The 17,061-nt window shown below is 62.5% G+C and carries 19 protein-coding genes and 2 tRNA genes; 2 read left to right on the forward strand and 19 right to left on the reverse strand.

All coding sequences use genetic code 11. The annotated features are described in order from the left end of the window. Nucleotides 1-47 precede the first annotated feature (47 nt). The 7 genes from BRPE64_RS01155 to BRPE64_RS01185 all read right to left on the reverse strand — a co-directional run bounded on the left by BRPE64_RS01155 (nt 48) and on the right by BRPE64_RS01185 (nt 5,463). Complete coding sequence (locus BRPE64_RS01155; RefSeq protein WP_044041058.1) at nt 48-668, reverse strand: 50S ribosomal protein L25/general stress protein Ctc; 621 nt, start codon at nt 666-668, stop codon at nt 48-50. Nucleotides 669-819: 151 nt separating this feature from the next. Then, a complete protein-coding gene (locus BRPE64_RS01160) occupies nt 820-1,773 on the reverse strand; it encodes a ribose-phosphate pyrophosphokinase (RefSeq protein ID WP_016344163.1) in 954 nt (317 codons plus the stop codon). 51 nt (nt 1,774-1,824) lie between these two features. Continuing rightward, nucleotides 1,825-1,901 (reverse strand) — tRNA-Gln (locus tag BRPE64_RS01165). A gap of 33 nt (nt 1,902-1,934) precedes the next feature. Further along, nucleotides 1,935-2,011: transfer RNA gene (locus tag BRPE64_RS01170), tRNA-Gln, on the reverse strand. A gap of 55 nt (nt 2,012-2,066) precedes the next feature. Continuing rightward, nucleotides 2,067-2,948, reverse strand: coding sequence for a 4-(cytidine 5'-diphospho)-2-C-methyl-D-erythritol kinase (gene ispE, locus BRPE64_RS01175; protein ID WP_016344164.1), 882 nt, complete (start codon nt 2,946-2,948; stop codon nt 2,067-2,069). Nucleotides 2,949-2,977: 29 nt separating this feature from the next. After that, nucleotides 2,978-3,604, reverse strand: coding sequence for a lipoprotein insertase outer membrane protein LolB (gene lolB / locus BRPE64_RS01180; protein WP_016344165.1), 627 nt, complete (start codon nt 3,602-3,604; stop codon nt 2,978-2,980). Continuing rightward, nucleotides 3,604-5,463 carry a tetratricopeptide repeat protein gene (locus BRPE64_RS01185; RefSeq protein WP_016344166.1) on the reverse strand — a complete coding sequence of 620 codons (1,860 nt, stop codon included), beginning with the start codon at nt 5,461-5,463 and terminating at the stop codon, nt 3,604-3,606. The genes lolB and BRPE64_RS01185 overlap by 1 nt, the downstream gene beginning before the upstream one ends. Before the next feature lie 85 nt (nt 5,464-5,548). Between BRPE64_RS01185 and mutM the strand changes: the two genes are divergently transcribed. Continuing rightward, a complete protein-coding gene (gene mutM / locus BRPE64_RS01190) occupies nt 5,549-6,379 on the forward strand; it encodes a bifunctional DNA-formamidopyrimidine glycosylase/DNA-(apurinic or apyrimidinic site) lyase (protein ID WP_016344167.1) in 831 nt (276 codons plus the stop codon). Between the two features lie 6 nt (nt 6,380-6,385). After that, nucleotides 6,386-7,447, forward strand: a complete 1,062-nt coding sequence (gene mutY, locus BRPE64_RS01195; protein ID WP_016344168.1) for an A/G-specific adenine glycosylase — start codon at nt 6,386-6,388, stop codon at nt 7,445-7,447. On the opposite strand, the gene BRPE64_RS01200 is transcribed toward mutY, so the two are convergent. The 12 genes from BRPE64_RS01200 to kdsD all read right to left on the reverse strand — a co-directional run bounded on the left by BRPE64_RS01200 (nt 7,444) and on the right by kdsD (nt 17,036). Then, a complete protein-coding gene (locus BRPE64_RS01200) occupies nt 7,444-8,076 on the reverse strand; it encodes an LON peptidase substrate-binding domain-containing protein (protein WP_016344169.1) in 633 nt (210 codons plus the stop codon). The genes mutY and BRPE64_RS01200 overlap by 4 nt on opposite strands. Nucleotides 8,077-8,110: 34 nt before the next feature. Beyond that, on the reverse strand, nt 8,111-9,007 hold the full coding sequence (rapZ, locus tag BRPE64_RS01205; RefSeq protein ID WP_016344170.1) for an RNase adapter RapZ: 897 nt from the start codon (nt 9,005-9,007) through the stop codon (nt 8,111-8,113). Nucleotides 9,008-9,080: 73 nt separating this feature from the next. Next, a complete protein-coding gene (gene hprK / locus BRPE64_RS01210; RefSeq protein WP_008351692.1) occupies nt 9,081-10,049 on the reverse strand; it encodes an HPr(Ser) kinase/phosphatase in 969 nt (322 codons plus the stop codon). Between the two features lie 186 nt (nt 10,050-10,235). Continuing rightward, on the reverse strand, nt 10,236-10,691 hold the full coding sequence (ptsN, locus tag BRPE64_RS01215) for a PTS IIA-like nitrogen regulatory protein PtsN (RefSeq protein ID WP_044041872.1): 456 nt from the start codon (nt 10,689-10,691) through the stop codon (nt 10,236-10,238). Between the two features lie 222 nt (nt 10,692-10,913). Then, on the reverse strand, nt 10,914-11,081 hold the full coding sequence (locus tag BRPE64_RS33125) for a hypothetical protein (RefSeq protein ID WP_016344172.1): 168 nt from the start codon (nt 11,079-11,081) through the stop codon (nt 10,914-10,916). A 72-nt stretch (nt 11,082-11,153) separates the two neighbouring features. Next, nucleotides 11,154-11,513 (reverse strand): ribosome hibernation-promoting factor, HPF/YfiA family, encoded by a 360-nt coding sequence (gene hpf / locus BRPE64_RS01220; protein WP_016344173.1) that lies wholly within the window; start codon nt 11,511-11,513, stop codon nt 11,154-11,156. A gap of 185 nt (nt 11,514-11,698) precedes the next feature. Next, the gene (locus tag BRPE64_RS01225; RefSeq protein ID WP_044041062.1) at nt 11,699-13,216 is read right to left on the reverse strand and encodes an RNA polymerase factor sigma-54; all 1,518 of its coding nucleotides are present in this window, start codon (nt 13,214-13,216) and stop codon (nt 11,699-11,701) included. Between the two features lie 163 nt (nt 13,217-13,379). Continuing rightward, nucleotides 13,380-14,147, reverse strand: coding sequence for an LPS export ABC transporter ATP-binding protein (gene lptB / locus BRPE64_RS01230; RefSeq protein WP_144063301.1), 768 nt, complete (start codon nt 14,145-14,147; stop codon nt 13,380-13,382). Nucleotides 14,148-14,158: 11 nt separating this feature from the next. Then, entirely contained in the window at nt 14,159-14,854 is a 696-nt protein-coding gene (gene lptA / locus BRPE64_RS01235; protein WP_016344176.1) for a lipopolysaccharide transport periplasmic protein LptA, read from the reverse strand. Nucleotides 14,855-14,884: 30 nt separating this feature from the next. After that, entirely contained in the window at nt 14,885-15,487 is a 603-nt protein-coding gene (lptC, locus tag BRPE64_RS01240) for an LPS export ABC transporter periplasmic protein LptC (protein WP_016344177.1), read from the reverse strand. A 2-nt stretch (nt 15,488-15,489) separates the two neighbouring features. Further along, nucleotides 15,490-16,053: a KdsC family phosphatase gene (locus BRPE64_RS01245; protein WP_016344178.1), complete on the reverse strand. Its 564-nt coding sequence runs from the start codon at nt 16,051-16,053 to the stop codon at nt 15,490-15,492. Next, the gene (gene kdsD, locus BRPE64_RS01250) at nt 16,053-17,036 is read right to left on the reverse strand and encodes an arabinose 5-phosphate isomerase KdsD (protein WP_016344179.1); all 984 of its coding nucleotides are present in this window, start codon (nt 17,034-17,036) and stop codon (nt 16,053-16,055) included. Before kdsD ends, BRPE64_RS01245 begins: the two co-directional genes overlap by 1 nt. Nucleotides 17,037-17,061: the final 25 nt, after the last annotated feature.

The raw sequence follows: 17,061 nt of genomic DNA on the forward strand, positions 1-17,061 counted from the left end.
CGACCGTTCGCGAGAACGGATCGAGAGGATAGCGGTGTACCGCGTGCTTACTCGGCCGCGGGCTTTTCGCCTTCCGCAGCATCGCCCGCCGTATCCGACACGACAGCGGCCGGAACCGTTGCCGATGCGACGACCGGGTTTTCAGCCACGATTGCGACCGTCAGGCTCACGCCCTTCGGCAGCGGGATGTCCTTCGCGTGCATCGTCTGACCGGCTTCGATCTTCGCCAGATCGATTTCCAGGAACTCGGGCAGGTCTGCCGGCAGGCATTCCACTTCCAGTTCCGTCACGACGTGCGTGATCACCGCGCCAGCCAGCTTCACGGCCGGATTGGTTTCCTGGTTCATGAAGTGCAGCGGCACCTTGGTGTGCAGCTTCTTCTTCGCGTCGACGCGCTGGAAATCCACGTGCAGCACCAGTTGCTTGAACGGGTGATATTGCACGTCGCGCAGCAGAACCTGTTGCGACTTGCCAGCCACGTCGAGTTCGAGGATCGACGAATGGAACACTTCTTTCTTCAGGGCGTGCCACAGGGCGTTATGGTCCAGTTCGACCAGTTGAACGTCCGTTTCACCACCGTACACGATACCCGGGGTCTTACCCGAGTTGCGCAGGCGGCGGCTCGCACCCGTACCTTGCTTGCTACGCTCGAAAGCGACGACTTTCATTTTTGACTCCTTGATCTGCCCGCGACCAGGCAGGGAAACCGGGACCATCGAAAAAATGTGATCCCACAACAAGCGGCGCGAGCCTACGTCCGATTCGCGCCGATCACGCAAAAACGCGAAGCGGTTGCTTCGCGTTCCTTGCCAATTCTGTTCAACCTTCGGCGAAGAGCGACATCACCGAGTCGCCGCGCCGGATTCGCGAGAATGTCTCCGCGAGCAGACCCGCGCTCGACAGCGGGCGGATCTTCGAGCACGCCAGCGATTCAGCCGACAGCGGAATGGTGTCCGTGACGACGAGTTCGTCGAGCTGCGACGACGCGATGCGTTCCGCCGCGCCGCCCGACAGCACCGGGTGCGTCGCGTAGGCGAAAACCTGCGTCGCGCCGCGGTCCTTCAGCACTTGCGCGGCCTTGCACAGCGTGCCTGCGGTGTCGACCATGTCGTCCATGATCACGCAAGTGCGGCCTTCCACTTCACCGATGACGTTCATCACCTCGGCGACATTCGCCTTCGGACGGCGCTTGTCGATGATCGCGAGGTCCGTGTTCAACTGCTTGGCGAGCGCACGCGCGCGCACCACACCGCCGACGTCCGGCGACACAACCAGCAGATGATCATGGTTTTGCTTACGCAGATCGCCGAGCAGCACGGGCGTTGCGTAGATGTTGTCGACGGGGATGTCGAAGAAACCTTGAATCTGGTCGGCGTGAAGGTCCATGGTGATCACGCGATCGACGCCGGCAATTTCCAGCATGTTCGCGACGACCTTCGCCGAGATAGCCACGCGCGCGGAACGCGGACGGCGGTCCTGGCGCGCATAACCGAAGTAGGGGATGGCTGCGGTGATCCGGCCGGCGGATGCGCGCTTGAGCGCATCGACCATGATCATCAGTTCCATCAGGTTGTCGTTCGTCGGAGCGCAGGTGGACTGCAGAACGAATACGTCTTTGCCCCGAACGTTTTCCTGAATCTCGACCATGATCTCGCCGTCTGAAAAACGGCTGACCATTGCTTTGCCGAGAGGAATTCCAAGGATCTTGACGACTTCCTGGGCAAGCGCGGGATTTGCGTTGCCAGTAAAAACCATCAGGCCGTCACTGCTCATCGTGCACCTGTCTGCGGCTGGAGGCGAGAGGAAAAACGCGAGAAAAAAGAATGGCAGGGGAGGAAGGACTCGAACCCTCGCATGCCGGAATCAAAATCCGGTGCCTTGACCAACTTGGCGACTCCCCTACACTGACTTTTTGAGTCTTGCCGGATAAAGAATGGCAGGGGAGGAAGGACTCGAACCCTCGCATGCCGGAATCAAAATCCGGTGCCTTGACCAACTTGGCGACTCCCCTACACTAACTTTTAGTCTTGCCGGAAAGTGTAGGACATACCCGACAAAACAAAATCCTATGACGCAAAAGCGAAGAGAGGATGAAAGTCCAGACTTGCTGCCACTACACTTTTCCAGCTTGCCGGCAACTTGGCTTGCGCCAATTCTGCTTCAGCTCGGCTGGTGAAAGCGGCAAACACGCTTGCTCCCGATCCGGTCATTCGCGCTGGTGCGAGATTGGAAAACCAATCGAGCACCTTTGCAACTTCTGCGTACTTCTTAGCAACTACAGCCTGCATGTCGTTATGACCGAAGCCGTCTGGCCAGTTTGAGTCTGACCTTTGCGCTGCAAGAAAGTCCGTCATTGTGGCGACTTTCGTGTTCCGCGTCAAGCTTTCTTCGGAGAAAATCGCCGCGGTGGGGACGTGAACCGCAGGAGTCACCACCAGGAAGAAACGTTTCGGCAATTTGACTGCCTGAAGCGCCTCGCCCACACCCTCTGCGAATGCATTCTGCCCGAAGACAAAAAACGGCACGTCCGCGCCGAGTTGCAAGCCCAGATTCTGCAGAACCTCACGCGAAAGATCAATTTCCCAGAGACGATTTAACGCAAAAAGTGACGTTGCTGCGTCAGAACTGCCTCCGCCCAGGCCTGCGCCCATCGGCAGACGCTTATCGATCTCGATTTCGACGCCGAACGGCGTGCCCGTGTGCTGCTGGAGCAGCCGCGCCGCGCGAACGATCAAATCGTCGGCTTCGGGGACGCCCGGCACATCCGTCTTGCGTTTGATCACGCCGTCGTGGCGTCGCGTGAAGTGCAGGCGATCACCCCAGTCGAGCAACTGGAAGACGGTCTGCAGCGTGTGATAGCCATCCGGACGGCGGCCCGTGATGTGCAGAAAAAGGTTCAGCTTCGCGGGCGCGAGGCAGTCACGGAGCGAATCGTTGGATGAGGACATGCGCGGCGCAGTGACAAATGCAAAAGACGTTATTGATCGAGCACCAGCTTGATGTCGAGCGGCGGTCCGTTGCGCGAAAGATTCACGCGCTTCACGCCCGTCGCGGGCGCGTCGGCGTAGGCCAGGTAGTCGATCGTCCAGCCGTCCTGCTTGATCTCCTTCGGACGGCCGTTATTCGCCTCGGGATCGAGCGTGGTCTGCGCGCGCGAAGTCGGCGCTGCCGACGGCTGCAGCCAGTAGCGCAAGCCTTCCACCGGCAGCGCGAAACCCAGCGTGTTCTGCATGAGTTCGGAGACGTTGTCGGCGTTCACCGGCTGGCGGTTCGGCAACTCGAGCGTGGCAAGCGACGGCGACGACGTGACGATCGCCATCGTCTGGCCGAGCGGGTTGCGTAGCTGCAGCGTGACGGTATCGCCCGTTTCCTGCCAGTCGAAGTTGCCGTAGGCGTTGCGCTGCACGCCGTTCTGATCGTTGTACTGCACGGCGAAGCGTCCGTGATACGCGCGGCTCGTCTGCGTCGTGAGCGATGTGGATGCGTTCGTCGTGGTCGGCACGCGCGGCTGTACCGCACAACCCGACAGCACCAGCGCGGCGAGTGTCGCCGCGCCGAGCGCACCGCGTCGGAGCGATGCGCCGGTCATGAAATCGAATGCCATCAAAGATCGTTTACCTGGAGTCGTTTTAGTGTTTTGACGAGCGTGTCGTTGTCCGGTTCAAGCTTCTGCGCCTGCCGCCAGGTGGCGCGCGCCTGATCCTGCTGTCCCGACTTCCACTGGACTTCGCCCAGATGCGCGCCGATTTCGGCGTTCGGCTGAAGGTCGTAGGCGTTCTTCAGGATCTTTTCCGCTTCGGCCGCGTTGCCCTGACGGAAGCGCGCCCAGCCGAGACTGTCCATGATGAACGCGTCGTTCGGCGCGAGCGACACCGCCTTTTCGATCAGCTTGACCGCTTCATCGAGCCGCTGATTGCGATCGACGAGCGAATAGCCGAGCGCGTTGTACGCCTGCGGATTGTTCGGCTGCATGCGCATCAGCGAGCGCAACTGCGTTTCCATGACGTCGTAATGACCGTTCTTTTCCGCGGCCATGGCGTAGTCGTAGGCGAGATCGGGGTCGTCCGGGAACGCGGCGACGGCCTTCGCCAGATTCGCTTCCGCTTCCTGATAGCGATGCGCCTCGAACAGGATCGCCGAATCGGTGCGGGCGAGCATGGCGAGATCGCGCGGATCGGAACTTTGCAGGCTGCCGAGCAGCGCGCGGGCTTCGTCGATCTTGCCTTGCTTCGCGAGCAATTGCGCGCGCGTGACCTGTGCCGGCAGATACTGCGGGCTCGTGCGCGGAATCTTGTCGAGCCACTGGCTCGCGGCGGCATCGTTCTTTTGCTCGAGCGCGAGCTGTGCGAGATAGATGTACGCCTGACCGGGATCCGCGCCGGGCGTGTCCTCCGCCGTCTTCGCGTAGAGGTTCAGATAGTCCTGCGCCTTGTCGAACTGCTTCTTCTGGACGCTGATGAGCGCAAGCGCCATCAACGGCGTCAGATCCTTCGCGTCGTTCTTGCGCATGATCTCGAACTGCTTCTGCGCGTCGTCGAGCCGGTCGGCCGACAAGTACAACTGCGCGAGCGCGAGCCGTGCGTCATGCGACTTCGGATTCTTGTCGAGATACTTCTCGAACGAAGCGATGCCTTCGTTGCGCTCGTCCGGTCCCATGCGCGCGAGCGTCAGCGCGGCGGGCAGATAGTCGGGGCGCAGTTGCAGCGCCTTTTCGAGCGATGCCTTCGCGCCCGGCGGATCGTCGGCGATCAGTTGCTGGCGTGCGAGCGCGAGTTGCGTTTCGGGCCGGTCCAGATCGTTTTTCGTCAGATCTTTGAGCACGTTCAGCCCACCGACGCGATTCGGCCCGCGTGCGAGCAAACTTTGCAGCGACAAAATGGCCTCGCCGCGCTGTTCCGGCGACACCTTGGCGAGCTCGCCTTCGAGCGTGGCCCGCGCGTCCTCCGGCTTGCCGGCGACGATCAGCAGCGACGCGCTCAACTGCGCCGCGCGCTCCGAATGCGGCGCAAACTGCTGCCAGAGTTGCGCCGACGTGAGCGCATCGTTCGGGCTTTGCGCCGCGATGGCGATTTCGGTCGCGCGTTGCGCAAAGCGCGGGTCATGCGTGTCGCGGGCGAGCGCGAGATAAGTCTGGTACGCAGGCGCCGGCTGGCCGCGCTGCAGCGCCACTTCTGCCGCGAGCACCTGAAACACGATCTGGCTGGACATTGCCACGCTTGGCAGATCCTGCGATTCCGAGCCGCTCACCGGCGCGGTCAGCACGTCGGCGGCGCTTTGCGCGTCGGACTCGTCTTCGGCGCTCGGGACGGGCGTCGCGTTGGGCACCTGGCCGTACGCGGGCGCGAATGCAAGCGCGGCCATCGCGAACGCAACGGCGCTCGCAATGCGCGACATCGGCGCGGCGACGGAAGGGGCCGAGGCGGCCTGACGCTTCGCAAACAACTTCATGACGAAGGGGTTCATGGAAATCCAGACAATGTTTCGGTCGATTGTAACGCGGTCGCTAAAATACCGGCACACTCGCCCAAGCAAGTCTCTCTCCAGAAAAATGCCCGAACTGCCGGAAGTCGAAGTCACCCGCCGGGGAATCGAACCGTACGTCGCCGGACGGCGTGTCGAACATGTCGACGTGCGCACGCCGGCGCTGCGCTGGCCCATCCCGAAGCATCTTCCGAAGACGCTCGGTCACCTGAAGATCGAGAAGGTCGAGCGGCGCGGCAAGTATCTGCTGTTCGAGACTGTCGAAGGCTGGCTGATCGTTCATCTCGGCATGACCGGCACATTGCGGGTCCTGCGCCATGTCCCGAAGCCGCCGGAAGCGGCGAAACACGATCACGTCGATATCGTGTTCGACGATTTCATCCTGCGCTTTCGCGATCCGCGGCGCTTCGGCGCCATTCTCTGGCATCCGCGCGCGGACGGCGACGTGCTCGATCATCCGCTGCTCGCGGATCTCGGCGTCGAGCCGTTTTCGCCGGAATTCTCCGGCACGCTGATGTTTCGCGAGACGCGCGGACGCAAGGTGTCGGTGAAGCAGGCGCTGCTCGCGGGCGGAATTGTCGTCGGCGTGGGCAATATTTATGCGTCCGAGAGTCTTTTTCGCGCAGGAATCCGGCCGACGACCGCAGCCGGGCGCATCTCGCTCGTGCGCTACGATCTGCTCGCGGATGCCGTGCGCGTGACGCTTGCCGCGGCCATCGAGAAGGGCGGCAGCACGCTGCGCGATTTCGTCGGCAGCAACGGCGAATCGGGCTACTTCCAGCTCGACTACTTCGTTTATGATCGCGCCGGATTGCCGTGCCATGTCTGCGGCACGGCAATCCGCCAAATCGTTCAGGGCCAGCGTTCGACGTATTTTTGTCCGCGCTGCCAACGCTAAATCTCCATGCTCGCTCTCACCGATTTCTCCGCGCGTCTGATCGCGTGGCAACGCATTCACGGCCGCCACGATCTGCCATGGCAGAACACGCGCGATGCGTATCGCATCTGGCTGTCGGAGATCATGCTTCAGCAGACGCAGGTCTCGACCGTCATTCCGTATTACGCGCGCTTCCTCGAACGTTTTCCGACGGTGACGGCGCTCGCCGACGCACCCATCGACGACGTCATGGCGCTGTGGGCCGGCCTCGGCTATTACTCGCGCGCGCGCAATCTGCATCGCTGTGCGCAGGTCGTCGCGTTTGAACATGGCGGCGCGTTTCCGCAATCGGTCGATGAACTCGCGGAGTTGCCGGGCATCGGCCGTTCGACGGCGGCGGCGATCGCGTCCTTCGCATTCGGCGCGCGCGCGACGATCCTCGACGGCAACGTGAAGCGCGTGCTCGCGCGCGTCTTCGGCGTGGAAGGCTTTCCGGGCGAAAAGCGCGTCGAGAATGCGCTGTGGACGCTCGCCGAATCGCTGCTGCCGGACGCCGCGCACAAGGACGACGTCACCGCCTACACGCAAGGCCTGATGGATCTCGGCGCGACGCTCTGCGTGCGCGGCAAGCCGGACTGCGCGCGCTGTCCGTTCGCCGCGGATTGCGTGGCGAAAGTCGAGGGACGCCAGCGCGAATTGCCCGCGGCGCGTCCGAAGAAAGCGGTGCCGACGCGTAAGACATGGATGCTCGTACTCAAGGACGGCGACTCGATCCTGCTGGAGAAACGTCCACCGACGGGCATCTGGGGCGGTTTGTGGAGCCTGCCCGAAGCGGCCGACGAAGCGGCGCTCGCGGCCGTCGCGCACAGTCTCGGCGGCGACGAGCATCTGCAGCGTCTCGCGCCGCTGACGCACACGTTCACGCACTTCAAGCTGGACATCGAGCCGCGGCTGGGCGAGGCGCGTGGCGTGCCGCGCGAGTTGACGAGCGCGGAAACCGTGTGGGCGCCGCTCGCGCGCATCGATTCGTTCGGCCTGCCCGCGCCCGTGAAAAAACTGCTCGACGCGCTGACCGGCTCGCTGATCTAAAGCAGTTGATGGTGCTGCATGTAGTGATGCACCACGTCGATCCGCGCGCCCGCGTCCATCAGTTCCATGAGCTTCTGACGGGCGCGCATCGGAATCGGCAGGACTTCGGCGAGACGGTTGGACACCCAGGTGGGATCGTCGAATAGATAAGGCTCGATGAACGGCAGATTCTGCGGCTCGCGTTCCCTGATGGTATCGATGATCCGCTCCAGCACTTCCGCGCACGCGCCGAATTTGGCGAGCGTTTCGGCGCCTTGCAGCGGCTGATCGTCGCCGAGCAGTTGCGCGGTGCCGACGACCAGATTGCTCGGTTCCACGCGATGATCCGTCAGCTTGAAGCGTTGCGTGCCGCGCGCCTGCACGAGCAGCAAGCCGAAGGTATCGACATCGCATTCGGAGATTTCGGCCAGACAGCCGATGCTCTCCGGCACCGACGGATCGCCCGGCGACGCCACTTCGTGACCGCTTTTCAGCAGGCACACGCCGAACGGCGTTTTCTCGCGCAGGCACGAGCGCGCCATGTCGAGATAGCGCGCCTCGAAAATCTTGAGCGGCAGCAGGCCGCCGGGAAACAGGACGGTGTGAAGCGGAAACAGCGGCAAGTCGGCCAAAACAGGATTCGCGGACATCGCGCTCCTCCAGGGTGGACCGCCGTCGTGGCGATCAGGTTCGCGTGTGGGCCGCGTCGTCATCCACCGGGATGGGCGCGTCACGATGCCGCACGATCACGTTCGCCTTCTCGCGAAAGCGCGCGGCAAGCGCCTCCGCAATGAACACCGAGCGATGCTGGCCGCCCGTGCAGCCGATCGCGACAGTGAGGTAACTGCGGTTGTCGTCGCGAAAACGCGGCAGCCATTTGCCGACGAATCCGCCGATATCGTCGATCATCTCGCCGACCATCGGTTGCGCGGAGAGGAAATCGATGATCGGCTTGTCGCGGCCCGTGAACGGACGCAGTTCGCGGTCGTAGTACGGATTCGGCAGCGTGCGCACGTCGAATACGAGATCGGCGTCGAGCGGTACGCCGCGCTTGAAGCCGAACGATTCGAACATCAGCGTGAGATCGGCCGCCTCGGTTTCGACGAAGCGCTTGACCCACGCACGCAGGACGTTCGCGCGCAGATTGCTGGTGTCGATCTGATGGCCGTATTCGGCGAGGCCCGCGACCAATTCGCGCTCGCGCTCGATTGCCTCGCCGAGCGAATTCAGCAGACCGACGTCGGCTTCGCGCATCGGCGGGCCGGACAGCGGATGACGGCGGCGCGTCTCGGAAAAGCGCTGAATGAGCGACTGCGTGCTCGCGTTCAAGAAGAGCACGCGCAGGTCGTAGTCGTTTGACAGCTTGTGGATGATAGCCGGCACTTCGTCGAGCGAAAGGCTCGAGCGTGCATCGATCGCGACCGCGAGGCGCGTCTGGCCTTCTTTCGCGAGATAGTCGGCGAGTTCGGGCAAAAAGCGCGGCGGCAGATTGTCGACGCAATAGTAGCCGCCGTCTTCCAGCGCGTTCAGCGCAACGGACTTGCCGGAACCGGAGATGCCGGTGATCAGAATGATACGCATGGGAGTCGACTCGTTCGCTTTATAGTAGCACCTGCATCTGATTCGAATCCGGCGCGAAACAATCTCGGCGGCTTCAGATCAGCTTGCCGGGAAACTGGCTGTCCGGGTCCTGCATGGCGAGCCGCTGACGATCCATGAAGTCGCGCAGGGTATCGATGCCGCGCAATTGCAGGATCGTATTGCGCACCGCGGCCTCGACCAGCACGGCGAGATTTCGTCCCGCCGCCACCTGAATGGTCACCTTGCTGATCGGCAGGCCGAGCACGTCGACCGTCTGACTTTCCAGCGGCAGACGCTGAAATTCACCGTCCGGCCGGCGCACGAGCTGCACGATCAGCTTGAGCTTCATCTTCCGGCGCACGGCGGTTTCGCCGAAAATCGTCTTGATGTCGAGCAGGCCGAGACCGCGCACTTCGAGCAGATTTTGCAGCAGGGGCGGGCAGCGTCCTTCGACGAAGTCCGGGCCGAGACGCACGAAATCGACGGCATCGTCCGCTACCAGACCGTGGCCGCGGCTGATGAGTTCCAGGCCAAGTTCGCTCTTGCCGAGACCGGAGTCGCCGGTGAGCAGCACGCCCATCCCGAGAATGTCGATGAACACGCCGTGCAGCGTCGCGCGCGGCGCGAGAATGCGCGACATGTACGCACGCAGGCTGTCGATCACGGCCGCCGCCGACATACGCGTGGTGAACAGCGGCGTGGACGAGCGCGTGCAGCGCAGAACGAGTTCGGGCGGCGCGCCGACTTCTCCCGCGACCACCAGAAACGGCGGTTCGAGCGCGATCAGCTCCGCCATGTGGCGCGAGCGGTCTTCGTCGGACTGGCGCTGGTAGTAGTTGATCTCGGCGTCGCCGAGCACCTGGATTCGGTTCGGGTGAATCAGATTCAAGTGGCCGACGAGATCGGCGCTGGACGTCGCGTTCGCGACCGTCTCGCTCGAGAAACCGCGCTCCCAGCCTTCGTGCCCCGTGAGCCAGCTGAGCTTCAGAGCGGCGGCGTTATCGTCGAAAATGCTTTGGGCGTTGATGCTGGACGTATCCATGAGACCGGAACTCCGTAGGAAGCCGGGAGCAGCCTTCGCGGAACGACGAAGCGGGTTGCTTCGATACGCCGCATGGCGCTGTGTTTGACCGATTGTGCCCCAGAAGCTTCGCGTAGGCGAGGCGCGCCGGGCGCCTAAGCGGCGCTGCGCAAGCCTCGGACGCGGTTCGCCAGATTCGTGCGGCGGTTACGGTTGCCATTGCGTGAGCACTTGATAAAGCGCTTCACGATTTTCTTCCTTGTGCAGACGCTCGCGCGCCTCGCTGTCGGAGAGCAGTTGCGCGATCTCCGAGAGAATTTCAAGATGCTGCTGCGTGGCCTGTTCGGGCACGAGCAGAAAGATCAGGAGCGATACCGGCTGGCCGTCGGGCGATTCGAACGCGACAGGCTCGGCCAGACGCACGAAAGCGGCCAGCGGCTGCTTGAGCCCTTTGATGCGGCCATGCGGAATGGCGACGCCTTCGCCCAGGCCCGTGGAGCCGAGGCGTTCACGAGCGAAGAGATTGTCGGTGACGACACTGCGGGCGACGCCGTTCTGGTTCTCGAAAATGAGGCCCGCCTGCTCGAATACGCGTTTCTTGCTGGTAACGGCTAGTCCGAGAACGACGTTCTCGATGGGAAGAAATTTGGCTAAACGATTCATGTTGGCAGGCTGATGCGTGGCCTGATTGCTCCTCATCGTGGCTGCTGTCTGAAAGCGCTCACGGCGATGTGAAACGAAAAGTGCGCTGGCGGCGTTTCCCTGCAGCGTTCCTGTCGCGCGACCCCGAAAATAACCGGACCATTATAGAACAGGCCCAACTGCGATGGTGCGCCGCGCCATTGCGCGGATTGCAACTCAATGTGCAGTACAAAACCCTGAAAATCAATGGCTTGAACCACTTCGCGACGAAAATCCAACAAAAAAGCCGCCGGGAATGGCGGCTTCGGTACGGTGAATATTCGTCGTGAACGTTTCCGGGCATTCGAGGAAAGCCTCGAAACTCGTCCGCCGTCGGTTGACGGCGGGATTTGCCGGCGGGTTTTGCTGCATGAATCGTTCAGTTCGAGATCGGCTCGCGCTTAAGTCCTATGCTCGGTTCGCAAGCCTCACCGTTATGCCCCTTCAGGGCGACGGCGCTTCCAGGCTTTCCGGTTCGCTCCGATACTTCACGGCCTCGTGAGCATGACCCTGAATCTTGTCCTTGTGCTTGATGACCTGCCGGTCCAGCTTGTCGACCATGAGATCGATGGCCGCGTACATATCAGCGTCACAACTCTCGATAAAAATGTCCTTGCCCTTCAGATGCAGATTGATTTCCGCCTTCTGCCTCTTTTCCTTTTCCCTATGATTGTCGACCGAGAGGACAACGTTGCCGTCGATAACTTGATCGAAATGACGGAGCACCCTGTCCAGCTTCGTGATCACATACTCGCGCAACGCAGGCGTCAATTCGAGGTGGTGTCCACTGATCTTCAGATTCATAGTTGCTCTCCAAGCTAATGGCCGCCAGGCCACGTCGGCTCGTCCATACCGGTCGGCTGTGCGTTCCGTCAGCGCGCCATATGTCTCACGCGCGCGAAACGGATCGCACCGGCCGGCACGTCCGCGCTTTCGCTTAGCGGCCGGTAAACGCCCATCGCAAAATGCAATGAGCTACAGAGACGGGGTCATAGAGACTTGCGCAGATTCACTGCCGGGATCTTTAGGGCTTCGCGGTACTTGGCGACAGTACGCCGCGCGACCACGAATCCTTGCTCCGCCAGCAGTTCGGCGATGCGGCTGTCTGAAAGAGGAGTTTTGGGCTCTTCCGCTCCTATCAGTTGCTTGATGAGGGCCCGGATCGCCGTTGACGATGCCGCGCCTCCCGTGTCGGTTGAAACGTGTGATCCAAAGAAGAACTTAAATTCAAGTGTCCCGAATGGAGTGAGCATGTACTTGCCCGTGGTTACACGCGAAACCGTAGACTCGTGTAAACCCAGCGTATCAGCAATTTCCCGCAAAACCAAGGGCCGCATGGCGATTTCGCCATGTGCAAAAAAGTTCTTTTGACGCTCGACAATGGCCTGCGCAACACGCAGGATTGTTTCGAATCTCTGCTGAATATTCTTGATCAACCAGCGTGCTTCTTGCAGTTGCTGGCGCAGTGAACCGCTGCCCGGATCGCCGCGATTGTTGCGCAGGATGTTCGCGTACAAATGGTTAATGCGCAGCTTCGGCACGATCTCCGGATTCAGCTCCGCCGTCCATCCGCTGGCGCTCTTGCGCACAAGAATGTCCGGCACCACGTAATCGGCTTCGCTCTTGCCGTAGGCCGCGCCGGGAAACGGCTCGAGCGATTTGATCAGCACATGCGCGTCTCGCAGGGAGTCGTCGCTGGCCTTCAGTTGCTTGCGCAAACGCGTGAAATCGCGCGCGGCCAGTAATTCCAGATGATTGTTGACGATATCCAGCGCAAGCGTGCGCGTGGGCGAGGCATCGAGCCGCAGCAGTTGCAGCTTCAGGCACTCGGACGCCGAGCGGCCGCCCACGCCCGGTGGATCGAAGCTTTGCAGCAGCGCGAGCGCGGCGCTCAGTTCATCGACGTCCACTTCCAGTTCGTCGGGCAAGTCGGCCTGAACTTCCTCGAGCGACGACGTCAGATAACCGTCTTCATCCAGCGATTCGATGAGAAACGTGATCAGCGCACGATCGCGCTGGTTCGCCGAGGTCATGCGCAACTGCGCGGTCAGATGATCGCGCAGCGTTGTGGTCGATTCGTGGATTTGGAGCGGGGGGAGATCGTCGTCGTCGGAGGCGTTGTTTGAGCGGCCGTAGTCTTCAAGATTCCATGAACTGGAATCCGTGCCGCCGTCCGAGCTCATGCCGTTGTACTCGTCGACACCTTGCGGCTCGCTGTTTTCCGAACGTTCGGAACTCGACGTGCTCGACGAGGACCCGTTGCTCATCATCGGCTCGGGCGGCGCGCTGGACGCCCCCGGCGACGTGATGAGCGAGCCGTCCGCGGCGACGCGCAGCGGACTCGTGATCCAGTCGTCCTCGTTTTCCAGCAGCGGATTCTGAGCGACGGCCATCGCGACTTCCTGCTGCAGTTCGAGCGTCGACAACTGTAGCAGCCGGATGGACTGCTGCAGTTGCGGGGTCAGCGCAAGATGCTGCGAGAGGCGGAGTTGGAGGCTGGCTTTCATGGCAAGGTTTTCTTCATTGTAGAGAGTTTGCCACGCGCGCGAAACCTCGCGGCGAATCCAAAAAGAAGCGTGCCGCCCCGGAGGGCGGCACGTAAGTTTTGCTGCTTGTTGCTTGATGCGGCGCACGAAAAGTGCACGACAGGCGCCGCATGCACGGTAGCGTTTACATGCGGAAGTGTTCGCCGAGATAGACGCGCCGCACGCTTTCGTTCTCGATGATCTCGCTCGGCGCGCCGGCCGCGAGCACGCTGCCGTCGCTGATGATGTACGCATGATCGCAGATACCCAGCGTCTCGCGCACGTTATGGTCCGTGATCAGCACGCCGATATTGCGCTGCTTCAGGAACTTGACGATCTTCTGGATTTCCAGCACGGCGATCGGATCGACGCCCGCGAACGGTTCGTCGAGCAGGATGAAGCTCGGGTTCGTCGCGAGCGCGCGCGCAATTTCCACGCGACGGCGTTCGCCGCCCGACAGCGACAGCGCCGGATTCTCACGCAGATGTGCGATCTGCAGTTCGTCGAGCAGGGCTTCCGCGCGCCCGGTGATGGCGTCCCGCGACAGGCGCTTGCCGGATTCGTCGGTCTGCAGTTCGAGCACGGCGCGAATATTCTGCTCGACCGTGAGTTTGCGGAACACCGACGCTTCCTGCGGCAGATACGACAGGCCGAGATGCGCGCGTTGATGGATCGGCAAGAGGCTGATCGATTTGCCGTCGAGGTCGATCTCGCCGGCGTCGAGCGGAACCAGCCCGACGATCATATAGAACGACGTGGTCTTGCCCGCGCCGTTCGGTCCGAGCAGGCCGACCACTTCACCGCTTTTGACGTCGAGCGAGACGTCCTTCACCACGGTACGCGAGCCGTAACGCTTCTTCAGATTGCGGACGACGAGCGAGCTCGACTGGCCTTCCGGCTTACGGTGGGGCATGGCGGGCGAATTCACTGCTGCGGCGTTCCTTGAATGGTGTTCGACGGAGACAGCTTGGCGGGCGGGCCGTTCAGCGGCGCGGCGCCGCCCGAGCGGGGCGCGAGCGTCGCGCGCACGCGGCCGGTCGGATTGCCGGGGCTCGCGACATCCTTGCCGGCGGTTGCCGTGTAGAAGTCTTTCTGCCCGTCGTAGGTGATCACGCTGCCGTGCACTTCGTCCTGCACGGTCGAGAGACCTTGCAGGCGGCGCACGGTGGCGCGCGTCGTGAGTTTGGTGAAATCGTTCTTGCCGTCGTAGTCGATGCGCACCGCGTTGCCGTCGATGTATTCGTCGACGCCGTCGCGCTTCTGACGGAAGTACGAGAGATTATTGCCGGTCGAGGTGCCCGTGGCGTACTGATAGCCCTGCGGATCCTGCGTGACGTCGACGCGGTCGGCCTTGATGACGATCGTGCCTTTGGTCGCGACCACGTGGCCCGTGAAGACGTTCTTCTGGTTGAGATCGTCGTAGGACATGTTGTCCGCTTCGATGTTGAGCGGCTTGTCGCGGTCGGCCTTTTCGGCGTGCGCGGGCAGCGCCGTCAACGCGACGAGCGACGCGAGCGCGGCGCCGAGCACGGCCCGCGAGCAGCGCAGCGCGTGCGTGACGCGGTGCGCGAGCGTTGCGCGCGCCTGGCCGCCATCAGGGCGAGAAAACCTTTCGTTCATGCAATCACAATTCGGATGGGAGTGCCGGGATTATTTGGATGAGCCGCCGTTGATATCCGAGGCGGCGATGGAGCCGCGCACGTTACCGAAGAGCTTCATCTGCCGGGTCACGTTGTTGTAGTTCATGCCGTCGGCCGTCATCACCGACGGACCGCGCTGAAGTCTAACCGGTTTTTCCGTTTCGATGACATCGTCGTTCACCAGCACGCGAAAATGCTGGGAATCTGCCTGCATCTGCGGATCGCCAAAGCCGGCTGCGCGCAAAATACGCGCATCATCGTAGAGATCGACAATTGAAACGTCGCCGTTGACCGTGCCGCGCAGCGCCGTTGCCGTGACGGTCGGTTTCTGCGGCTGGAACATGCGCATTGCGGGGAGCGTGAGATCGCTGTTCTCGTCGTCCTCGTAATGCACCATGGATTTCGCCGTCAGACGATATTGCGTCGTGCCGCTTGCGTCGAGCTCGGACACGGAAAAGTTGTTCGCGAAGTAGTCGGGTGTGTGGCGCTTGGCCTGCTCGGGCGCCTGCTGGACCGGCGGCAGCGTGGCCTGCAACAGCCAGTACGTGATGCCGGCGAGCGCGGCCATCGCGACGACCGGCAGCAGCGAGGTCAGGTTTCCGGCGCGCGCCATCGTCAGTCTCCGAGCGCCGCGGCGAGCAGCGCGTCGTAGCGATGCTGGGCGCGGAGGATCGCGTCGCACACTTCGCGCACCGCGCCGTGGCCGCCGCGCGCTTCCGCCACCCAGTGCACGCGCTGGATCACTTCCGGATGAGCGTTCGCCGGCGCGGCCGCGAAGCCGCAGCGCCGCATGACAGCGAGATCGGGCCAGTCGTCGCCCATGTAGCCGCATTCGGCCGCGGCGATGCCGGTGGCGGCGAGCAGTTCGGCGAGCGCCTCGGTTTTGTCGGCGACGCCCTGATAAAGATGCGTGACGCCGAGTTCCTTCGCGCGCGCCGCGACAATGCCCGACTTGCGCCCGGTGATGATGGCCGTCTGCACGCCGACCGTTTGCAGCAATTTCACGCCGTGGCCATCGAGCGAATTGAACGACTTCATCGCGTCGCCTTCGGCGGTGAAATAGAGGCTGCCGTCGGTAAACACGCCGTCGATGTCGAAGACCATGAGCTTGATGCGGCTCGCGCGCTCGGCGGCGCTTGCCGTGGCCGGCAGCGCGGCGGGGGAGGACTTCTGCGTCATCAGATAACCTTCTTGGAGAACAGATCGTGCATATTCAGTGCGCCGGTCAGCGTTGCGTCGGCGTTCACGACCAGCATCTGATTGATGCGATAGCGCTCCATCAGTTCCACCGCTTCGACCGCGAGATGGTCCGGCGCGATCGTGCGCGGATTACGCGTCATGACATCGGCGATTTTGAGCGCGCGGAAATCGCCGTCGCGTTGCAGAATGCGGCGCAGGTCGCCGTCGGTGAAGATGCCATGCACATGACGATTTTCGTCGACGACCGCCGTCATACCCATGCGCTTGTCGGTGATCTGAAAAAGCGCATCGGACACGGTGGCGTCGAGCGACACGACGGGCACTTCGTCGCCGACCCGCATCACGTCGCGTACATAAGTGAGCAGGCGCCGGCCGAGCGCGCCGCCCGGATGCGAGCGCGCGAAATCCTCGGGGCCGAAACCGCGCGCGTCGAGCACGGCGACGGCGAGCGCGTCGCCCATGGCCAGCGCCGCGGTCGTGCTGGCCGTGGGCGCGAGGTTCATCGGGCACGCTTCCTTTTCGACCCGCACGTTCAAATGCATATCCGCCAGTTGCGCGAGACTGGAGTCGGGCCGGCCGGTGATCGCGATCAGCTTTGCGCCGAGCCGCTTGATCAGCGGCAAAATGGCGACGAGCTCCTCGGTTTCGCCCGAGTTCGACAGCGCGATGAAGATGTCGTCGGCGGTGACCATGCCGAGGTCGCCGTGGCTCGCCTCCGCCGGATGCACGAAAAACGCGGGCGTGCCGGTGCTGGCGAGGGTCGCCGCGAACTTGCGGGCGACGTGTCCCGACTTGCCGATGCCCGAAACGACCACGCGACCGCGGCACCCGAGCAGGATGTCGACCGCGCGGGTGAAGTTGTCGTCGAGGAGTTCGGTGAGACCGCGAACGGCGTCGGCTTCGATCTGGATTACGTTGCGAGCCAGCGCCAGTGCCCGGTCGCCATTGATTTTCGCTATCATGCGCGGAGTATAGCAAAGGCGATTC

It is taken from the genome of Caballeronia insecticola (genome assembly GCF_000402035.1).
Lineage (GTDB): Bacteria > Pseudomonadota > Gammaproteobacteria > Burkholderiales > Burkholderiaceae > Caballeronia > Caballeronia insecticola.

What these genes read in the sequence shown, in the direction of transcription:
- mutY (WP_016344168.1), top strand. Translation starts at nt 6,386, where the DNA reads ATGCTCGCTCTCACCGATTTCTCCGCGCGTCTGATCGCGTGGCAACGC.
- hprK (WP_008351692.1), bottom strand. Translation starts at nt 10,049, where the DNA reads ATGGATACGTCCAGCATCAACGCCCAAAGCATTTTCGACGATAACGCC.
- ispE (WP_016344164.1), bottom strand. Translation starts at nt 2,948, where the DNA reads ATGTCCTCATCCAACGATTCGCTCCGTGACTGCCTCGCGCCCGCGAAG.
- ptsN (WP_044041872.1), bottom strand. Translation starts at nt 10,691, where the DNA reads ATGAATCGTTTAGCCAAATTTCTTCCCATCGAGAACGTCGTTCTCGGA.
- BRPE64_RS01155 (WP_044041058.1), bottom strand. Translation starts at nt 668, where the DNA reads ATGAAAGTCGTCGCTTTCGAGCGTAGCAAGCAAGGTACGGGTGCGAGC.
- lptC (WP_016344177.1), bottom strand. Translation starts at nt 15,487, where the DNA reads ATGGCGCGCGCCGGAAACCTGACCTCGCTGCTGCCGGTCGTCGCGATG.
- rapZ (WP_016344170.1), bottom strand. Translation starts at nt 9,007, where the DNA reads ATGCGTATCATTCTGATCACCGGCATCTCCGGTTCCGGCAAGTCCGTT.
- lptA (WP_016344176.1), bottom strand. Translation starts at nt 14,854, where the DNA reads ATGAACGAAAGGTTTTCTCGCCCTGATGGCGGCCAGGCGCGCGCAACG.
- BRPE64_RS01200 (WP_016344169.1), bottom strand. Translation starts at nt 8,076, where the DNA reads ATGTCCGCGAATCCTGTTTTGGCCGACTTGCCGCTGTTTCCGCTTCAC.
- BRPE64_RS01245 (WP_016344178.1), bottom strand. Translation starts at nt 16,053, where the DNA reads ATGACGCAGAAGTCCTCCCCCGCCGCGCTGCCGGCCACGGCAAGCGCC.
- lptB (WP_144063301.1), bottom strand. Translation starts at nt 14,147, where the DNA reads ATGCCCCACCGTAAGCCGGAAGGCCAGTCGAGCTCGCTCGTCGTCCGC.
- BRPE64_RS01185 (WP_016344166.1), bottom strand. Translation starts at nt 5,463, where the DNA reads ATGAACCCCTTCGTCATGAAGTTGTTTGCGAAGCGTCAGGCCGCCTCG.
- BRPE64_RS01225 (WP_044041062.1), bottom strand. Translation starts at nt 13,216, where the DNA reads ATGAAAGCCAGCCTCCAACTCCGCCTCTCGCAGCATCTTGCGCTGACC.
- BRPE64_RS33125 (WP_016344172.1), bottom strand. Translation starts at nt 11,081, where the DNA reads ATGCAGCAAAACCCGCCGGCAAATCCCGCCGTCAACCGACGGCGGACG.
- lolB (WP_016344165.1), bottom strand. Translation starts at nt 3,604, where the DNA reads ATGGCATTCGATTTCATGACCGGCGCATCGCTCCGACGCGGTGCGCTC.
- mutM (WP_016344167.1), top strand. Translation starts at nt 5,549, where the DNA reads ATGCCCGAACTGCCGGAAGTCGAAGTCACCCGCCGGGGAATCGAACCG.
- hpf (WP_016344173.1), bottom strand. Translation starts at nt 11,513, where the DNA reads ATGAATCTGAAGATCAGTGGACACCACCTCGAATTGACGCCTGCGTTG.
- kdsD (WP_016344179.1), bottom strand. Translation starts at nt 17,036, where the DNA reads ATGATAGCGAAAATCAATGGCGACCGGGCACTGGCGCTGGCTCGCAAC.
- BRPE64_RS01160 (WP_016344163.1), bottom strand. Translation starts at nt 1,773, where the DNA reads ATGAGCAGTGACGGCCTGATGGTTTTTACTGGCAACGCAAATCCCGCG.